The sequence below is a fragment of the Shewanella sp. FJAT-52076 genome (assembly GCF_019457455.1).
GTDB lineage: Bacteria > Pseudomonadota > Gammaproteobacteria > Enterobacterales > Shewanellaceae > Shewanella > Shewanella zhangzhouensis.
The window spans coordinates 3,883,125-3,900,993 of sequence record NZ_CP080415.1 but is presented as its reverse complement, the minus strand read 5'-3'; the positions used below and the strand labels follow the sequence as shown (position 1 = coordinate 3,900,993).

Annotated in this window: 12 protein-coding genes; 2 read left to right on the top strand and 10 right to left on the bottom strand. The window is 56.5% G+C overall.

The features are described from left to right. Positions 1-663: 663 nt before the first annotated feature. From K0H79_RS17185 to K0H79_RS17150, 8 genes are all read right to left on the bottom strand, one after another. On the bottom strand, positions 664-5,148 hold the full coding sequence (locus K0H79_RS17185) for an EAL domain-containing protein (RefSeq protein ID WP_220076625.1): 4,485 nt from the start codon (positions 5,146-5,148) through the stop codon (positions 664-666). A 309-nt stretch (positions 5,149-5,457) separates the two neighbouring features. Next, the gene (locus K0H79_RS17180) at positions 5,458-6,069 is read right to left on the bottom strand and encodes a LysE family translocator (protein WP_220076624.1); all 612 of its coding nucleotides are present in this window, start codon (positions 6,067-6,069) and stop codon (positions 5,458-5,460) included. Between the two features lies 1 nt (position 6,070). Further along, positions 6,071-6,823, bottom strand: coding sequence for an SDR family oxidoreductase (locus K0H79_RS17175; protein ID WP_220076623.1), 753 nt, complete (start codon positions 6,821-6,823; stop codon positions 6,071-6,073). Further along, positions 6,823-8,016, bottom strand: a complete 1,194-nt coding sequence (prpF, locus tag K0H79_RS17170) for a 2-methylaconitate cis-trans isomerase PrpF (protein ID WP_220076622.1) — start codon at positions 8,014-8,016, stop codon at positions 6,823-6,825. Before prpF ends, K0H79_RS17175 begins: the two co-directional genes overlap by 1 nt. A gap of 157 nt (positions 8,017-8,173) precedes the next feature. After that, positions 8,174-10,759, bottom strand: a complete 2,586-nt coding sequence (gene acnD / locus K0H79_RS17165; RefSeq protein ID WP_220076621.1) for a Fe/S-dependent 2-methylisocitrate dehydratase AcnD — start codon at positions 10,757-10,759, stop codon at positions 8,174-8,176. Positions 10,760-10,860: 101 nt separating this feature from the next. Continuing rightward, positions 10,861-11,997: a 2-methylcitrate synthase gene (gene prpC, locus K0H79_RS17160; RefSeq protein ID WP_126168474.1), complete on the bottom strand. Its 1,137-nt coding sequence runs from the start codon at positions 11,995-11,997 to the stop codon at positions 10,861-10,863. A 190-nt stretch (positions 11,998-12,187) separates the two neighbouring features. Continuing rightward, on the bottom strand, positions 12,188-13,072 hold the full coding sequence (gene prpB, locus K0H79_RS17155; protein WP_220065873.1) for a methylisocitrate lyase: 885 nt from the start codon (positions 13,070-13,072) through the stop codon (positions 12,188-12,190). Then, complete coding sequence (locus tag K0H79_RS17150) at positions 13,069-13,839, bottom strand: GntR family transcriptional regulator (protein WP_220076620.1); 771 nt, start codon at positions 13,837-13,839, stop codon at positions 13,069-13,071. Before K0H79_RS17150 ends, prpB begins: the two co-directional genes overlap by 4 nt. Positions 13,840-14,185: 346 nt before the next feature. On the opposite strand from K0H79_RS17150, the gene K0H79_RS17145 reads away from it, so the two are divergent. Further along, positions 14,186-14,707, top strand: coding sequence for a DUF523 domain-containing protein (locus K0H79_RS17145; protein WP_220076619.1), 522 nt, complete (start codon positions 14,186-14,188; stop codon positions 14,705-14,707). Positions 14,708-14,829: 122 nt separating this feature from the next. On the opposite strand, the gene K0H79_RS17140 is transcribed toward K0H79_RS17145, so the two are convergent. Both K0H79_RS17140 and K0H79_RS17135 read right to left on the bottom strand, forming a co-directional pair. Beyond that, positions 14,830-15,771 carry an acyltransferase gene (locus tag K0H79_RS17140; RefSeq protein WP_220076618.1) on the bottom strand — a complete coding sequence of 314 codons (942 nt, stop codon included), beginning with the start codon at positions 15,769-15,771 and terminating at the stop codon, positions 14,830-14,832. Further along, positions 15,764-16,684, bottom strand: a complete 921-nt coding sequence (locus K0H79_RS17135) for an acyltransferase (protein WP_220076617.1) — start codon at positions 16,682-16,684, stop codon at positions 15,764-15,766. The genes K0H79_RS17140 and K0H79_RS17135 overlap by 8 nt, the downstream gene beginning before the upstream one ends. Before the next feature lie 185 nt (positions 16,685-16,869). Here K0H79_RS17135 and K0H79_RS17130 point away from each other — a divergent pair, with 185 nt between their 5' ends. After that, positions 16,870-17,733, top strand: a complete 864-nt coding sequence (locus K0H79_RS17130) for an ABC transporter substrate-binding protein (protein ID WP_220076616.1) — start codon at positions 16,870-16,872, stop codon at positions 17,731-17,733. Positions 17,734-17,869: the final 136 nt, after the last annotated feature.

Here is a 17,869-nt window from a genome sequence, read left to right as displayed (position 1 = left end):
TACTCTTTGGTATGGCTTACGACTTCTATAATTCGAGTAAAAACGTAAACTGACGTTACCATCTTCGAGCAGTGCATAAATAAATTTTGACGTTGTATGGAATTAAGAGAGGCTGTAGTTGGAATGGATAACATTACAGACAAGAGCTTTTGGGATATCGACTAGTGCTATATGAATACTGAAAGACTTCTCTACCAATGGCTTCAAGACCCCTGTTGATGATTAGTTTAGTCTCGATAGCCTGATGATTGACCATATGCCGGAGAAAACCAACGGATGCGGGGTCGGTACAGATAGTCGTTGAGAGCGAATGGATAATCAGTGAATACTTTGATGTGCCCACGGACTCGATATACTCAATTAGCGACATGAAAATCTGTGAACTGTGTAGGTAAAGTCGATTATGGTGGTTACTGCATATCTAGATTTCGAATCTGGTGTCGGCTAGGGCGCTGAATGAGTATCGACTTAGACACCTTACTTGAATTTGTTACTCAGGCTTACTAAAAAGGCGTTAGAGGTTGCTCGCCAAGCTGAACAAAGCACGGTGTGATGTCCATGCTTTGCTTCAACGTACACCCGCGACTTCTGCTTTTTAACCGTTTTTGGCATGCAGAGCTTTTTGATAACCCGGTTTATTAACTGTTAACAGTCAGGCGCCTGTCAGGTCTCGAAGCTGCGGCTTTTCAGCAGTGCCATGGCATCCCGTGCCGACATGGGTTTGCCAAGCAGGAAGCCCTGCACCTGATCGCAGCCGTGTTTGCGCAGGTGTTCGAGTTGGGCTTCGTTCTCAACCCCTTCGGCCACCACATTCAATTCCAGACTGTGGGCCAGGGCGATAATGGCGCCAGTGATGGCGGCGTCGTCCGGGTCAGTGCTGATGTCGCGCACAAACTCCCGGTCAATTTTCAGGGTATCCAGCGGGAAGCGCTTGAGATACGCGAGGCTCGAGTAGCCGGTGCCAAAGTCATCCACCGCCAGCGACACCCCAAGGGCCTTGAGCCGCTGCAATACGGCCACAGATTCCTGTGGGCTCTTCATGATCATCGACTCGGTCAGTTCCAGTTCGAGGCATTTTGCCGGCAGGCCTGCCACCGCCAATGCCACTTCGATGGTGGACAGAATATCAGCCTTGAGCTGGCGCGCCGATAGGTTGACCGCTACATGCAGGTCATCAAACCCTGCGGCAGCAAAATGTGCCATATGGCGACAGGCCTCGTTGACTACCCAGTGCCCCAGCTGATTAATAATGCCGATTTCTTCCGCCAGCGGAATAAACTCCGCAGGGGAAATGGGCCCCAGCTCCTTGCTGTTCCAGCGCAGCAGCGCCTCAAAGCCTGTGATGCCGCCATCGCTGACCCTGAACTTGGGCTGGAACACCAGGCTGAGTTCCTGACGGACGATGGCCTGTTTGATACCGGCCTCCAGCTGCACATGGCGCATGGCGTATTCGTTCAGCCTCAGGGTGTAAAACTGGAAGTTGTTCCGTCCCAGCGACTTGGCGTGATACATGGCGGTATCGGCGTATTTCACCAGCGAGGTGCTGTCGCTGGCATCCATGGGGTAAAGGCTGATACCTATGGAGGGTGAAATGTTCAGAGCCTGATCTTCAAGTACGAAGGGCGTTTGGAAGGCGCGAATAAGCTTTTCGGCAATCACGGTGGCGGCCTTGGTCTTGGCGACGCCTTCCAGAATGATGGTGAACTCATCACCACCCAGGCGGGCAACGGTATCGCCTTCACGCACACAGTTTTGCAATCGGTGGGCAACGGCCTTGAGCAGCAGATCCCCTATGTGATGGCCCATGGAGTCGTTGATGTGTTTGAAGCGGTCGAGATCCAAAAACAGCAAGGCCACCATGTTGCCGGTTCTGTGGGCCTGGGCCAGCGCATGATCGAGCCGGTCCTGGAACAGGGTGCGGTTGGGCAGGTTGGTGAGCGGGTCGTAGGAGGCCAGGAGACGCAGATCTTCTTCGGCCTTCTTGCGGTCGGTGATGTCGGTAAACACCGCCACAAAGTGGCTGGCTTCGGATTTACTGTCGAGTACCTGGTTGATTTCGAGCCAAATCAAAATGGAGCGTTGATCCCGGGTGCGGATTTTCAGCTCACCCGCCCAGTGTTTGTTGCGCAGCAGTTGCTGTTCTATGGTTTCGTAAATTTGATGCTGTTTGCGGTCGTGGGTTAAAAACAGGAAATGCTTACCCTGCACCTGTTCGGGGTTGAAGCCGGTGATCAGGCTAAAGGCCGGGTTGACCGAGGCGATACGATAATCCAGGCCGCCCACGACCACGGCTTCGTTCATGCTGGCCAGCACCTGAGCCGACAGCCTGAGTTCGTTTTCGCTGTTTTTGCGGCTGGTGATGTCCTTGTGGGTGCCCACCATACGCACCGGCTTGCCATGTTTATCCCGCTCTACCACCTTGCCCCTGTCCATGATCCATATCCAGTGGCCAGGTTTATCTTCGATGCGGTATTCGGCCTCGTAAAAGGCGCGGCTGCCGTCCATATGCTGGTCGATGGCATGGAGTACCCTGGGTTTATCCTCCGGATGGATGCGTTCTATCAGCACGGGACCATTGAGCTGTTGCTGGGTATGGGGATGCATACGGGTACGGAATACCTGACCGCTGGGAATATCCCAGTCCCACATACCATCACCCGAGGCCCACAGCGCCAGTTTGAGTCGCTCTTCCGAGGTGCGGATGCTGGTTTCAAACTCGCGTCTTTGGCGCCGCTTGAAGCGCCTTTCGCGCCAGAACCAGCCAAGGATGGCGGCCAGTGTGAGGGCGTACAGCACATAGGCCGGAGGGGTGCGATACCAGGGGGCGACCACGGTCAGGGGCACGGTAAGAATTTGGTAACCCAGGGGGTTGGCGACCAGTCCATGGCGAACCCTGAGCAGGTAGTTCCCCGGACTCAGGTTGGTATAGGTGATGCGGGCCTGGGCCTGAGCGCTGCGCCATTGGCTGTCAAACCCCTGTAAATAATAGGCAAATTGATCAATGCCCGGATAGGAAAAGTCCAGCGAGGTGACTTCAAAGCTGACGACCTTGTCTTCAAAATTCATCTCAACGTTGGGCGGTGCGCTCAGGTCGAGAATCCGGGTGCGTTTGTCGCCCAGACTATAGCTGGTGAGCGCCAGAGGGGGTTCCTGACGACTCTTGGGGATGCGCTCTGGTTCAAAGCGGGTGATGCCATTGATGCCGCCAAACCAGAAATAGCCATCCTGTCCGGCAAATTTCACTCCGCCGTTGTACTCCTGCTCCTGCAGGCCCTCAAATTTATTGAAGGTAATGATGCTGTCTTCACCTGGGGTAAAACGGCTGATACCGGCGTTGCTGGAAAACCAGAACTGCCCCAGTTTGTCTTCCAAAATGGCATAAATGGTATCGCTTGGAACCCCTTCATTGCTGGTTAAATGGCGAATGTGCCAGCCATTTTCCTCGTGACGCAATATGCTGATACCACCGTGTGTGCCCACCCAGACATCGCCATTGGCTGCACCGTAGATATCGCGGACACGGTTGTTGCCCAGGCTGTTGCTGTTGGCTGGGTCGTGGGTAAATACCTGAGTTTCATTGGTGTTGGGGTTGAGGCGAATCAGGCCATCCAGGGTGCCAATCCAGAGCCAATCGTCGATAAACTCCAGCACCAGAATCTGGCGCACCACCAACTTGTCGGCCAGCGTTTCATCCAGGGGGAAACGCTTGAGCTCAGTGCCCGAAATGGGCATGTAAAACAATCCCTCGTCAGACCCCAACCAGAGGGTGTCGTGTTTGTCTATGGCCAGGGTGCGTCCCTGACCCTTGTGCTCGGGCGGGTGGAGCAGCCTGAAGGCGCCGGAAGGCTGCAGATTCCCCAGACCATAATTACTGGCAAACCAGAGCGAGCCGTCTTTGTCTTCGAAAATGTCACGCACCACCAGCGAAATGGCTTCGGGGGCAAGGTTAAGGGCATTGGCAAAGAGATGGGTATGGTATTGGTAGTTGTCTTCGTTGGGTTTGAGGGTTTTTAAGCCAGCGCCTTCGGTGCCAACCCAGATGACTCCTTCGCGGGTTTGATGAATAGCCCGCACCATATTGATTTGTTTGGGTAATGCCACGCTGTTGTCGAACAGGTGCTCGAAGTACTGGCGGCGGATATTGATTTTATCCAGCCCAGAATAGCTGCCGCCGAGCCAGAGCACTCCGTTGGGGTCGAGCAGGACACTCATCAGGTTGTTATCGCTGATGTCGCGAAAACTGCGGGAGTTGTTTCTGTGATAGCGGGCGCGCCAGCGGTCGGTTTTTTCCAGCTCAATCAACCCGGCACCCGGGGCTATCGCCCAGATTTCTTCGGCCGAGGCCAGGGTAAAGTCCCGGATGTCGCCATGGAAGAATCCCTGGGGTTCACTCTGCCAGAGTGATTTTGCCCCATGGGTATCCATCTCATACTGCCAAAGCTCTTTGCCAATGGCGAGGTAAGCGATATTGCCTATGCTGTGGATTTGATTGACCGGACTGGTGGAGGGCAGCTTGAGCTTCACTATATTGTTGCTGCTGATGGCATAGGTGCCGTGAGCCTGGGTGCCCACCAACAGATACTCATCTTCTATACTGCCCAGGCTGGTTATTTGGGGTGTCAGGGCATTGCCAAGGGGAATGGGGCGAATCTGGCCGCTTTTGCGCTGCATGGCAAACAGGCCCTTTTCTGTGCCTATCCAAAGACTGTCGCCAATGACGGCCAGGCGGCTGACCCTGAGCTCACTCAAACCATCGACTTCACCGTAGCGGGTGAACTGGCCCGTTTGCAAATCCAGACGGTTCAGGCCCTGGGTGTAGGTGCTGATCCACAGGAAGCCTTCCGGATCCTGGACTATGTCAGTGATGTAGCCTTCCGACAGGCTGTTGGTATTGGTGGGATCGGGTAAGAAGACGCCAAATTCCTGGCCATTGAAATAGTGCAACCCATCCTGACTGCCAGCCCAGAGCATGCCGGCCTTATCGGTATAGAGGCGGGTGATTGTGTTTTGATTCAGGCCGTCACTGCTGCTGAAATGCTGAAATTCCAGGGTGTTGTGATAGTGATAGCTGCCGTGATCTGCACTGGCCGGTAAGGCACCGAGCAGCAGAATCAAACTCAACAGAGCGCAAATGAGTGCTCGAAACATGCTTCTCCAATCTTCAAGGTATTGGCCTGTGCGCAGTGGGCTGCGTCTGTTTACGACCCGGATTTATTGTGCCGGGCGGCATGGATGCACTGCGATCCTTGCAGAGGATGGAACCTGGTGTTTCATATTTGTTGTCAGTGTTAGATTTTAGCGTCGGGGAAAGGTGTGTCAATTTGCATGTAACACAAAACGATAAAAAGAAAAAAGGCCCCGCCGGAAGGGAATAAGCGGAGCCTTAAAAACCGGTCGCAGTCAGCCTTGCCCGCACAGAAAAAGCGTCATGGTGCTGCTAAGTCAAATTGTGGTGAATCAAGCCGTTGTAGCAGCTATGCCCTGTGAAAGAGATAGCACAAGGGCTACCAATATCCCCATTGCCATCAAACGCTTAAGCCAGATTATCTGCCTGGGTGATTGCAGCTTGCTGCCCGCAAGCTTGCCAAGCGCCAGCCACAGCCCATCTACCAGGGTTGCCAGCAGCAGGCACACGGCGATGGTCAGTGCGTAGCTTGCCAGTGGGCTGCCAAAGGGCAGGGCAAACTGGCTCAGCAGCGACAGCAGTGCCATATAGGCCTTGGGATTCATCAGGTTAAACAGCAGCCCATTTTTGAAGCCCACGGCGTTGTCGCTGTTTGCCGTCACCATCGGGGAAGTGGCAATGCGAAACGCAAGATACAGAATATAGGCGGCTCCCAACCACTTGAGGGTGCTTGCCAGCACCGGAAAGCTTTGCAGCAGGCTGGCAAGGCCACTGGCAGCGGCCAACATGATAAGCAGTAAACCCGCTATCAATCCGGCCAGAAAGGGCAGGCTGCGTCTGAATCCCTGTGCGGCGCCAAGGGCTGCCAGGGTCAGCGGCGCCGGCCCCGGCGAGCCGAGCAACAGCACAGTGGCGACTGCCAGCAAGGATAAGGCTTCAAACAAGCTACAGTCCTCCGGTTACATCAATAATGCTGCCGCTGACAAAGCTGGCGTCATTGCTGAGCAGCCAGACGATGGCATTGGCCACTTCGTCGGCTTCACCGCCCCGCCCAAGGGGAATGCGGGTTTGCAAGCGGGTCACTCTGCCGGGCTCACCGCCGTCGGCATGTATGTCGGTATGGATAAGCCCGGGGCGCACGCCATTAACCCGAATACCGGCGGGGGCAAGCTCAATGGAAAGCCCCTTGGTAAAGGTGTCGATGGCGCCCTTGCTGGCGGCATAGTCCACATACTCGTTCGGGCTGCCGGTGCGCGCCGCGCCGGACGACACATTGACGATGGCGCGATTGACGTCTTTATCCAGCGTTAACATCCGCTTTGCCGCCTCACGGGCACAGAGAAACTGCGAGGTGACATTGGCGCTGAGCACCCGATTGATACGTTCGGCATTCATCTGCAGCAGGGGCATCTGCCCAAGCAAGATGCCGGCGTTATTCACCAGATGGGTGAGGCCACCAAAGGCCTCATCGATACGGGCAAAGAGCGCCAGCACCTGCGTCTCATCGGCCACATCGGCCTGCACACAGATCACCTCGGTGATGGCTGAAAGCTCTTCGGCCAGTGCCTCGGCAGAGGCTTTGTTGCTGCGGTAGTTAAGGCAAATACGCCAGCCCATTTGGGCCAGACGCCTTGCGGTCGCCGCCCCTATACCTCTGCCGGAACCTGTGATGAGTACTGCTGGCGTAAATTGCGACATCAGTCCTGGGGCACCCGCACTGTACCTTCCATCAGGATGCGCGCCGAGCGGCTCATGATGGCCTTGGTGACGGTCCACTGGCCGCCTGCTTCTTTGGCTTCGGCGCCTACGCGCAGGGTACCGGATGGGTGACCGAAACGTACCGCCTGCCGCTCACCGCCACCGGCGGCGAGATTTACCAGGGTGCCGGGAATCGCGGCCGCCGTGCCTATGGCCACCGCTGCCGTGCCCATCATGGCGTGGTGCAGCTTGCCCATGGACAGCGCCCGTACCAAGAGGTCGATGTCATTCGCCTGCACTGTCTTGCCGCTCGACACCACATGGGTCATGGGCCTCGTCACAAAAGCCACCTTGGGGGTGTGCTGGCGGGTTTTGGCTTCATCCAGGGTCTTGATAAGTCCCATACGGATGGCGCCGTGGGCACGCAGCTGCTCGAACATCGCAAGGGCTGCCGGGTTGCCATTGATGGCTTCCTGCAGCTCGTCGCCGCGATAGCCAAGGTCTTCGGCATTGACAAAAATGGTCGGGATACCGGCATTTATCAGGGTCGCGCGGATTTTGCCGCTTGGATGCACCTCGGTGGGCACTTCCAGCTCGTCCACCAGATTGCCGGTGGGGAACATGGCGCCGCCGTCTTCGCTGTCATCCGCAGGGTCGACAAACTCCAGCACTATTTCGGCCGCCGGAAAGGTCACCCCGTCCAGCTCGAAATCGCCGGTTTCCTGCACTTCGCCATTAGTAACAGGCACATGGGCGATAATGGTTTTGCCGATATTGGCCTGCCATATTCGCACTTCGCAGATACCATTTTCAGGCACCCGGGAAGCGTCAACCAAGCCCGCATGAATGGCAAAAGCACCGGCGGCGGTGGACAGGTTGCCGCAGTTGCCGCTCCAGTCGACGAAGGCGGTGTCGATGGATACCTGCCCATAGAGGTAATCCACATCGTGACCGGGCACGCTGCTTTTATTCATGATCACGCACTTACTGGTGCTGGAAGTGGCGCCGCCCATGCCGTCGGTGTGCTTGCCATAGGGGTCGGGGCTGCCAATCACCCGCAGCAGCAGTGCATCACGGGCTGCACCCGGCACCCGGGCCGCCTCGGGCAAATCGTCGAGGCGGAAAAACACCCCTTTAGAGGTTCCGCCACGCATATAGGTGGCAGGAATTTTTATCTGTGGTTTACATGCCATGGCATTGAATCCTTTGACATAAAATCAATTTTAATGGAGCTAAAATCTTGGGTAATTTCAGACGCAGGTATGTTGCGCGTGGGGCGAGACGGCCGCGCGCAGTGTAGGAGGTCCTACATGAGCACGGCCAACAAAGCCCCGGGCGCAACAGGCCGCGTTATGAATTGGCCAAAAAGTCCTGGGCGAAGCGTTGCAGCACCCCACCTGCTTCGTAGATGGACACTTCTTCCGCGGTATCCAGGCGACACTTCACCGGCACTTCCAGGGTTTGGCCATCTTTCTTGTGCACCAACAGGGTCAGGGCTGCACCCGGGGTGCGCTCGCCCTTCACATCGAAGGTCTCGGTGCCGTCGATGCCGTAGGTCATGCGGGTTTCGCCCGGCATAAACTCCAGCGGCAACACGCCCATGCCCACCAGATTGGTGCGGTGAATGCGCTCGAAGCCTTCGGCCACAATCACTTCAACACCGGCAAGACGCACGCCCTTGGCGGCCCAGTCACGGCTGGAGCCCTGACCATAGTCCTTACCGGCCACGATGATCAGCGGCTGCTTGCGCTCCATGTAGGTTTCAATGGTTTCCCACATGCGCAGCACCTTGCCTTCCGGCTCCAGGCGGGCGAGTGAACCCTGCTTCACCTTGCCATCTTCGTCTTTCACCATCTCGTTGAAGAGTTTGGGGTTGGCGAAGGTGGCGCGCTGGGCGGTCAGGTGGTCGCCCCTGTGGGTGGCGTAGGAGTTAAAGTCTTCCTCTGGCAGGCCCATCTTGGCGAGATACTCACCGGCGGCGGAGCTTGCCAGAATCGCGTTGGAGGGCGACAGGTGGTCGGTGGTGATGTTGTCACCCAGCACCGCCAGTGGCCGCATGCCGCTTAGGGTCCGTTCACCGGCAAGGGCGCCTTCCCAGTAGGGGGGACGGCGAATGTAGGTGCTCTGTGGACGCCAGTCGTACAGCGGCTTCTCAGTGCCGTATTCCACGGCCAGATTGAACATGGGGTCGTACACGGCGCGGAACTGCTCAGGCTTCACCGACGACTTGATGATGGCATCGATTTCCGCATCCTCTGGCCACAGGTCCTTGAGGGTCACGGCATTGCCATCGGCATCAGTGCCGAGCACATCTTTTTCGATATCGAAGCGCACAGTGCCCGCGATGGCGTAGGCCACCACCAATGGCGGCGAGGCCAGAAACGCCTGCTTGGCATAGGGGTGGATACGGCCGTCGAAGTTACGGTTGCCCGACAGCACGGCGGTGGCGTACAGATCCCGGTCGATAATTTCCTGCTGAATCACTGGGTCCAGCGCGCCGCTCATGCCGTTACAGGTGGTGCAGGCGAAGGCCACAATGCCGAAGCCGAGCTGTTCAAGATACGGCAACAGGCCTGCTTCTTTCAGGTACAGCTCAACCGCCTTGGAGCCGGGGGCCAGAGAGGTTTTCACCCAGGGCTTGCGCACCAGACCTTTTTGCACCGCGTTGCGGGCAATCAGGCCCGCAGCGATGACGTTACGGGGGTTACTGGTGTTGGTACAGCTGGTGATGGCGGCGATGATCACAGCGCCATCGGGCATCTTGCCTTCTTCCTCTTGCCAGTCGGCGGCAATGCCCTTGGCGGCCAAGTCGCTGGTGGCCAAACGGGCATGGGGATTGGACGGCCCGGCCATGTTGCGCACTACGCTGGAGAGGTTAAACGTCAGCACCCGGCCATAGTCGGCGCCTGTCATGGTATCCGCCCACAGGCCTGTGGTTTTGGCATAGTTTTCAACCAGCTGCACCTGCTGCTCGTCGCGGCCGGTGAGGCGCAGATAGTCGATGGTCTGCTCGTCGATATAGAACATGGCGGCGGTGGCGCCATATTCGGGGGTCATGTTGGAGATGGTGGCGCGGTCACCCAGGGTCAGTGCCTTGGCGCCTTCGCCGAAGAACTCAAGGTAGGCACCCACCACCCGCTCTTTACGCAAAAATTCGGTCAGTGCCAGCACCACGTCGGTGGCGGTAATGCCAGGGTTTGGCTTGCCGGTGAGCTCAACACCGACGATATCCGGCAGACGCATCCAGGAGGCGCGGCCCAGCATCACGTTTTCGGCCTCAAGGCCGCCAACGCCGATGGCGATAACGCCGAGGGCATCCACGTGGGGAGTGTGGCTGTCGGTGCCGACGCAGGTGTCGGGGAAGGCGATGCCATCACGCACCTGAATCACCGGTGACATCTTTTCCAGGTTTATCTGGTGCATGATGCCGTTGCCGGGTGGGATCACATCCACATTGCGAAACGCTTTTTTGGTCCAGTTGATAAAGTGGAAGCGATCGTCGTTGCGTCTGTCTTCGATGGCGCGGTTTTTCTCAAAGGCATCCTTTTCAAAGCCGCCGTGCTCCACCGCCAGTGAGTGGTCCACAATCAGCTGGGTTGGCACAACCGGGTTCACCTTGGCCGGGTCGCCGCCCTTGGCAGCAATGGCATCACGCAGGCCGGCAAGGTCAACCAGGGCCGTTTGGCCGAGAATGTCGTGGCAAACCACGCGGGCAGGGAACCAGGGGAAGTCGAGGTCCTGCTTGCGGAAAATCAGCTGGCTTAAGAAGTCGTTCAGGCGCGCAGGCTCGGCCTTACGCAGCAGGTTTTCGGCCAGCACCTTGGAGGTGTAGGGCAGTTTGTCGAAGGCGCCGGGGGCGATGGCGTCCACCGCCTCGCGGGTATCGAAGAAGCTTAAATTGGTGCCGGGCAGAGGCTTACGGAATTGAGTGTTCATAACGGCGTTCCAGACATGCAAAAGGGGCGCGAATAATGAGTGGCTGTTGTTTTGGTGCGGCGGGCGTTATTGGGGCCGACTGCTCGTCGGCCCCGCTGTTATCAGCCGCGCTCGCTGATGGGGGTCACGCTGCGCAGTTCCACACCCACATAATCGGCGCTTGGGCGGATGATGCGGTTGTTGCTGCGCTGCTCCATCACGTGGGCTGTCCAGCCGCTGACCCGTGAACATACGAAGATGGGGGTGAACAGTTTGGTTGGAATGCCCATGAAGTGATAGGCGCTGGCGTGGAAGAAGTCGGCGTTACAGAAGAGTTTCTTCTGTTCCCACATAAAGGCTTCGCAGGCCACGGAAACACGGTACAGACGGTCATCGCCGTATTCCCTGGCGAGTTTTTCAGACCACTCTTTGATGATGGCGTTGCGTGGGTCGGACTCGCGGTAGATGGCGTGACCAAAGCCCATGATCTTCTCTTTGCGCTCCAGCATACCGGCCAGTACGTCGCGGGCGTGCTGCTCGTCGCGCATATCCTGAATCAGTTCCATGGCCGCCTCGTTGGCGCCGCCGTGCAGCGGGCCACGCAGTGAGCCGATGGCACCGGTTACGCAGGAGTGCATGTCAGACAGGGTCGAAGCACAGACGCGGGCGGTAAAGGTAGAGGCGTTGAACTCGTGCTCGGCGTAGAGGATGAGGGACACATCCATTACCCGGGCGTGCAGTGCAGATGGCGCCTTGCCGTGCAGCAGGTGTAGGAAGTGGGCACCGATTTGCTCGTCATCGGTTTCGGTTTCGATGCGCACGCCATCGTGGCTGAAGCGATACCAGTAGCAGATGATGGATGGGAAGGCCGCCAGCATGCGGTTGGTCACGTCAAACTGGTCGGCAAAGCTGTGTTCGGTTTCCAGGTTGCCCAGCATGGAGCAGCCGGTACGCAGCACGTCCATGGGGTGAGCATTGGCGGGGATGCGCTCCAGCACTTCTTTCAGTGCCTGTGGCAGACCGCGCAGACCTTTGAGCTTGGCGCGGTAGTTGTCCAGCTCCAGCTGAGTAGGCAGCTCGCCGTAGAGAATGAGGAAGGCCACTTCTTCGAAGCTGGCGTTTTCGGCCAGATCTTTTACGTCATAGCCGCGGTAGGTGAGGCCTGAGCCGGATTTACCCACTGTGCTCAGGGCGGTTTCACCGGCGCTCTGACCACGCAGGCCTGCACCACTCAGTTTTTTATCGGTTGTCTCAGCCATTTTGCATTCCCTCTCGTTAACTCGTTTGTTCTTGGCTGCCGGCATCGGGTAGGGTCGATGGGGTCCCGGCACTATTTATGGGTTACTTTTGGTGCCCCGGGGTCTTGACCGGGGCGGGAAGCAGCTACTGCCTGGGCTTTATGCCCCGCTGTCTTCGTCCTTGCTTTCTATTTTGCTGTTTTGCCGGGGCTTATTTGTTTTTACCTTCGGCAAACAGGCGGTCCAGCGTGTCTTCAAAGTTGTGGTAGTTCAAAAACTCGTACAGCTCCTTGCGGCTCTGCATGGTGCCCAACACATTGCGCTGGTGGCCATCGTTCATCAGCGCCTGCATCACCTTAAGGGCTGCCTGGTTGGCGGCGCGGAAGGTGCCGAGCGGGTACAGCACCATGTCGGCACCGGCTTCATACAGGGCGGACTTGTCGAACAGCTCGGTCTGACCGAATTCGGTCATGTTGGCGAGGATTGGGGCCTTTACCGCATCCTTGAACTTGCGGTACTGGGGCAGTTCGGTCAGGGCCTCTGCGAAAATCATGTCGGCACCGGCCTCGATGTAGGCCTGGGCGCGCTCAATACCGGCGTCGAGGCCTTCCACGGCTACTGCGTCGGTGCGGGCCATGATGACGAAATTCTCGTCGGTACGGGCATCCACGGCCGCTTTGATGCGGTCAACCATCTCTTCGGTGCTGACCACGGCCTTGTTTGGGCGATGGCCGCAACGCTTTTGCGACACCTGATCTTCCATGTGCACCGCGGCAACACCGACCTTTTCAAATTCCTTGATGGTGCGGGCGATGTTGAAGGCGCCACCCCAGCCGGTGTCGATGTCGACCAAAAGTGGCAGCTTGGTGGCTGAGGTGATGCGACCGGCATCAATCAGCACATCGTTCATGGAGGTCATGCCCAGATCCGGCAGACCATAGGAGGCGTTGGCCACCCCGGCACCGGACAGATAGAGGGCCTGAAAGCCGGTTTTTTCGGCCATCAGAGCGAAATAGGCGTTGGTGGTGCCGACGATTTGCAGTGGCTTGGAGCGTGCCAGTGCGTCGCGAAAACGCTTGCCTGCGCTGTGGGTCATGCTGTCTCTCCCTTTAATTGCTGTGTGTTGGCGAAGGTAGCTGAGCTGTGCTCACGGGCGCTTGCCTCGGCCTTGAGTTCTTTAAGACGCGCCTCTGTGTTGCGTCGTCCCTGTTCGATATGGCGCTGCATCAAGAGCGCCGCCAGCTCTCCGTCACGCTCGGCAATGGCCTCGACTATACGTCTGTGTTCGGCGATGGCACGGCTTGGGCGCTGGTGGTTGCTGCACTGATAACGGTACATGCGCAGCAGGTGGTACAGGCCACCCATCAGGGTTTCCTGCAGGTGTTTGTTGCCGCTGGCGCGAATGATTTGATAGTGGAAGTCCACATCACCCTGCTCCTGAAAATAGGTGTCGCCCTGTTTGAGTGCGGCTTCCTGGCGTTCGAGCAGCGCCTGCAACTCGGCAAGCTGTGCCTCTGTGATGCGTTCGGCGGCGAGGCGACAGGCCATGGCTTCCAGCGTGGAGCGCAGATCGTACAGATCGTTCAGTTCTTCCACCGACAGCTGTGCCACCCGGGCACCCACATGGGGCATGCGCACCACCAAACGTTGGCGTTCCAGGGTTTGCAGGGCTTCACGGGTGGGACCGCGGCTGATGCCGAATTGGGCGGCCAGTGCCTGTTCGTTGATCTTGCTGCCGGGGGCCAGTTCGCCCTTGATGATGGCAGTTTGAATGGCACTCAGGATCTGATCGGCCAGGGTGGCCGTGCCGCGCTCGCTGGCGCTGCGTTCAGTGCTGAGATCTTTAAGGTTGCTCTGGCTCATTGAGTGCTTGTTGCCGCTTCGACGGCGGCCCTGTCGCTGACAATGGTTGAAAATTAGACCTCTTAGGGCGGATTGTCAACAATCTGTTGACGTAGACGTAAGTCTAAGCAATAGCGTATTTTGATTTAAAAATTATCTAATGCTATGATTTATAGCGATAAAATTCTTTTAATCTGTTTGCTGTGTTGTTTGCGTTACAACGCGAGATAAAGATTTATTGTCAACAACTGGCGGTTTTGCACTTTGTCTGCAAGGCATGGGATGATGTGGCTATCAGCCAATAAGGGTAGCTGTTGTGGACGCATTTCGCGTAAAAAGCCGTTGCCCTGAATAGAGTGCAGAAGCAATGGAAAAAGTCTTGGTGAGCGCCTGTCTGCTGGGCGAAGCCGTGCGATATGACGGCAAAGATAATTTAGTGGCGTCGTCCCTGTGGCAAGGCTGGCAGCAGGAGGGACGCTTGGTTGGCATCTGCCCCGAGTGCGCAGGTGGTTTGCCAACGCCAAGGCCTCCGGCAGAAATAAGGAGACCTCCGGCAGAAATTGTCAGCTCTGTGGCAGACATACAAGCATCACACTCACAAGCGAGCATTCGGGTCGTCACAGTGACAGGGGACGATGTGACAGCCGCCTTTGTGAAGGGCGCAGAGGCGGCATTAAGGCTTGCCCGGGACGCCAATATTCGTTTTGCCATTTTAAAGGCCCGCAGCCCGTCCTGTGGCAAGGGGCAGATTTACGATGGCAGCTTTTCCCGTACCCTGACTGACGGGGATGGCATTACCGCTGCGCTGCTGAGCCGGCACGGCATAGAAGTGTTTACCGAATATCAGCTGCAACAACTGGCTGAGCGGCTGGCGCGGCTTGAGAACTGACCACTGATAAGGCACAGCCCCAATAAAACATCATCCATAAAAAACGCCGACTCGGGTCGGCGTTTTTTATGGGCGATTTATGTAACTCAGCGGCTGCGCTTTTAAAGCAACAGAGCAGTCCGTCAGTGGCCTCGCTCGGCCAGTTCACGGTAGCTGCTGGTGCTGGCCTTGTGCTCGGTCAGCAGTTCGTGGATTTGCTCATCCTTTTTCTGCCAGACATCATTGAGCCAGCGCTGGAACTGGGCACGGTACTCGGCATTGCTGAAGTATTGTTTGTCGTCCACTTCGGGTACCGGCAGTGCTTCTACTCTGACAACGATTTTGCTGACCTTGCCCTGCATCACCCCGGCAAGAATGTCTTTGGGCGCATCGGGATACACCACAGTCACGTTCAGCAGGTGGCTGAACTGCTCGCCCATGGCGGAAAGGGCAAAGGCGATACCGCCGGCCTTGGGGCGCAGCAGATAGCGATAAGGGGAGTTCTGCCGGTCGCGCTTTGCTTCGGTAAAGCGGCTGCCTTCCACATAGTTGATGATGGAGGTGGGCAGATCGCGGAATTTCTCACACGCCTTGCGGGTGGTTTCCAGATCCTTGCCCTTGAGCTTGGGATTCTTTTTCAGCTTCTCGGGGCTGGTGCGATTCATAAAGGGCATGTCCAGCGCCCAGCAGCCCAGGCCCATAATGGGTACATAAATCAGTTCTTTTTTGAGGAAGAACTTGAGCATGGGAATGTGGTTACGCAGGATATACGTCTGGGCGGCAATATCGAATCCGCTCAAGTGGTTACTTATCACCAGATACCAGCCGTTTTTGTCCAGCTGTTCCAGGCCTTTGACGTCCCATTCGATTTTGGCAATCAGCTGCAGGATGGCGCCGTTGAGGGTAGCCCACAGCCACATAAATCGGTTCATCAGCATGGTGACCCGGACACGGCCAGCTTTGAAGGGCGTCAGTAGCTTGAACAGGCCACCGATGCATACCAGCGAACCACAAATGGCGGTGTTGATAATGAGCAAGCTTCCGCTTAACAAAAACAGCAGCGGCCCCGGCAAAAAGTTAAGCATGTTGTTCAGAAACCTCAGTTTTTATCTCTTTCTCACCGGCAAGCTGTGCCAGAATGCCGTCTTTACGAGCCCAGATCTGGTTGAGTTGTTCCTGGAAGCCCTGCTTAAACTCGCGATCGTTGATGTAGTCGCCGCGCATCTCGTTGGCGATATCCGCCACAGTCACGTGCACGCGGATTTCATCTACCTGACCTGAGATAAAGTCCCAGAAGCTGGGCACCTTGCCGGGGTAGTAAATGGCCACGTCCACCAACTTGTGGATTTGCTCGCCCATGGCGGAAAGGGCAAAGGCCATGCCGCCGGCCTTGGGGCGCAGCAGATGTTGGAAAGGTGAGTTCTGTTTTTTGTGTTTGGCAGCCTGAAAGCGGGTGCCCTCCACAAAGTTCATCACGCTCACCGGCTTGTCTTTAAACTTGGCACAGGCGCGGCGGGTGATTTCAATGTCCTTGCCCTTGAGCCTGGGATTCTTTTTCAGCTCGGCGGTGGAATAGCGGCGCATAAAGGGGAAATCCAGTGCCCACCATGCGAGACCAAGCACAGGCACATAGAGCAGCTGCTGCTTGAGGAAAAACTTCAGGAAGGGGATTTTGCGGTTGAAGATGCGCTGCAGGACCAGAATGTCGACCCAGCTCTGGTGGTTGGCTATCACCATATACCACTCTTCGCGGGTCAGTTCAGGGTTACCCTGCACGTCGATGCGCACCGGGTGCAGCGAATTTTGGATAAACGTGTTAACCGAAATCCAGTTGGAGGCACAGCCATCCACCAGATGTGACATCAGCTTGCGCAGGGCAGGAATGGGCAGCAGCTTTACCAGACCAAGCAGCAGGATAGGCACAAACCAAAACAGGGTGTTAAGTGTGTAACCCAGAAAAGCCAGTGAGCCTCGGATAAGCGACAGCAACGCGCGCATTCATACCTCCAGAAATTTGTGGAGGCCTATGTTAACCGTGAATGACCCATTGCTCAATCGCACCGCAGTACCGATGCGGCTGGCATTACCAGTAACGGGGTTTTTATCGGTGGAACTGGCTTAGTTGTGGTAATTGCACTGTACTTAAATTTGACGCATCTGACTGATACTGTGGAAATCTTTCAATGTTTTGGTTGAACCGTTTTTTAGGCTTGATTTCAATGCTTTTTCTGGTGGTTGAAGCTATGGCGTCTGAGCCCGTGCTCACCATGGCTTACCGTACCACCGAAAAGCTGCCCTTTATCGCCGAGGCGCCGGACAATCGTGGTCTGTTTGAAGACATGTACCTTGAAGCAGCAAAACGTATTGGAGTGTCGCTTAAGATAGTGCGCCTCCCCAAGGTGCGGGTTATCAATGGATTGATGGATGGCAGCATCGACTTTTATCCCCAATTTACCTTCAGCGACATTCGACAGGGCTATTGTCAGTTTGTGGTCAATGGTCTCAGGGTCAATTACTACGCCATTTCCCGTCCGGAGGTGGAGCGGCTTGAGCGGGTTGAAGACTTTAACGGCTTGTTATTGCTTCATGTGCTCGGTAATCCGGACTATCTGGGGATGCTTGGTTTTGGGGAGGCCAGAGTCACCAGGGTCGATGTGGCCGAAATGGACCTGCAAAAAGCCATTCATATGATTGAAAAAGGCCGCGCAGATGCCTATCTGTACGAGGCCGAGCCCCTTGAATATGCCGTGGCGCAGAGTGGCAGTACCATGGTGCGTCTGCACCGGCGGCTGCATCAGGGGGATGAATGGGCAACCCTGGGATTTTCCAAAAAATCCAGATGGGCGAAGTTTGAGCCAAACCCAGACTATGACCCATTAATGCCGACCAGTGTGAGCAATCAGCCTCAGCGTTTTGAGGCAGGAAGCGTACCGGCACGCCTGGCTCATGCACTGTCTGAGATGCGTCAGGATGGCACGCTCGATGTGTTTTACCAAAGGTACCTGAACACTGCCGCTGATAAGCTTCTTCCTGCCAAAGACCACTGACGTTGGTGTTAACGGGCTTCAATGACCTTTGGAATCGGCCCGATAAGCGCGGGGCCCGGCGTACAATTTTATCTTTACTTATCCACTTCGAAGGGTGGCGTCCGGCCATCAATCTGAACACCTGCCTCAGCAATGG

What these genes read in the sequence shown, in the direction of transcription:
- K0H79_RS17150 (WP_220076620.1), bottom strand. Translation starts at nt 13,839, where the DNA reads ATGAGCCAGAGCAACCTTAAAGATCTCAGCACTGAACGCAGCGCCAGC.
- acnD (WP_220076621.1), bottom strand. Translation starts at nt 10,759, where the DNA reads ATGAACACTCAATTCCGTAAGCCTCTGCCCGGCACCAATTTAAGCTTC.
- K0H79_RS17135 (WP_220076617.1), bottom strand. Translation starts at nt 16,684, where the DNA reads ATGCGCGCGTTGCTGTCGCTTATCCGAGGCTCACTGGCTTTTCTGGGT.
- prpC (WP_126168474.1), bottom strand. Translation starts at nt 11,997, where the DNA reads ATGGCTGAGACAACCGATAAAAAACTGAGTGGTGCAGGCCTGCGTGGT.
- K0H79_RS17175 (WP_220076623.1), bottom strand. Translation starts at nt 6,823, where the DNA reads ATGTCGCAATTTACGCCAGCAGTACTCATCACAGGTTCCGGCAGAGGT.
- K0H79_RS17145 (WP_220076619.1), top strand. Translation starts at nt 14,186, where the DNA reads ATGGAAAAAGTCTTGGTGAGCGCCTGTCTGCTGGGCGAAGCCGTGCGA.
- K0H79_RS17130 (WP_220076616.1), top strand. Translation starts at nt 16,870, where the DNA reads ATGTTTTGGTTGAACCGTTTTTTAGGCTTGATTTCAATGCTTTTTCTG.
- K0H79_RS17140 (WP_220076618.1), bottom strand. Translation starts at nt 15,771, where the DNA reads ATGCTTAACTTTTTGCCGGGGCCGCTGCTGTTTTTGTTAAGCGGAAGC.
- prpB (WP_220065873.1), bottom strand. Translation starts at nt 13,072, where the DNA reads ATGACCCACAGCGCAGGCAAGCGTTTTCGCGACGCACTGGCACGCTCC.
- K0H79_RS17185 (WP_220076625.1), bottom strand. Translation starts at nt 5,148, where the DNA reads ATGTTTCGAGCACTCATTTGCGCTCTGTTGAGTTTGATTCTGCTGCTC.
- prpF (WP_220076622.1), bottom strand. Translation starts at nt 8,016, where the DNA reads ATGGCATGTAAACCACAGATAAAAATTCCTGCCACCTATATGCGTGGC.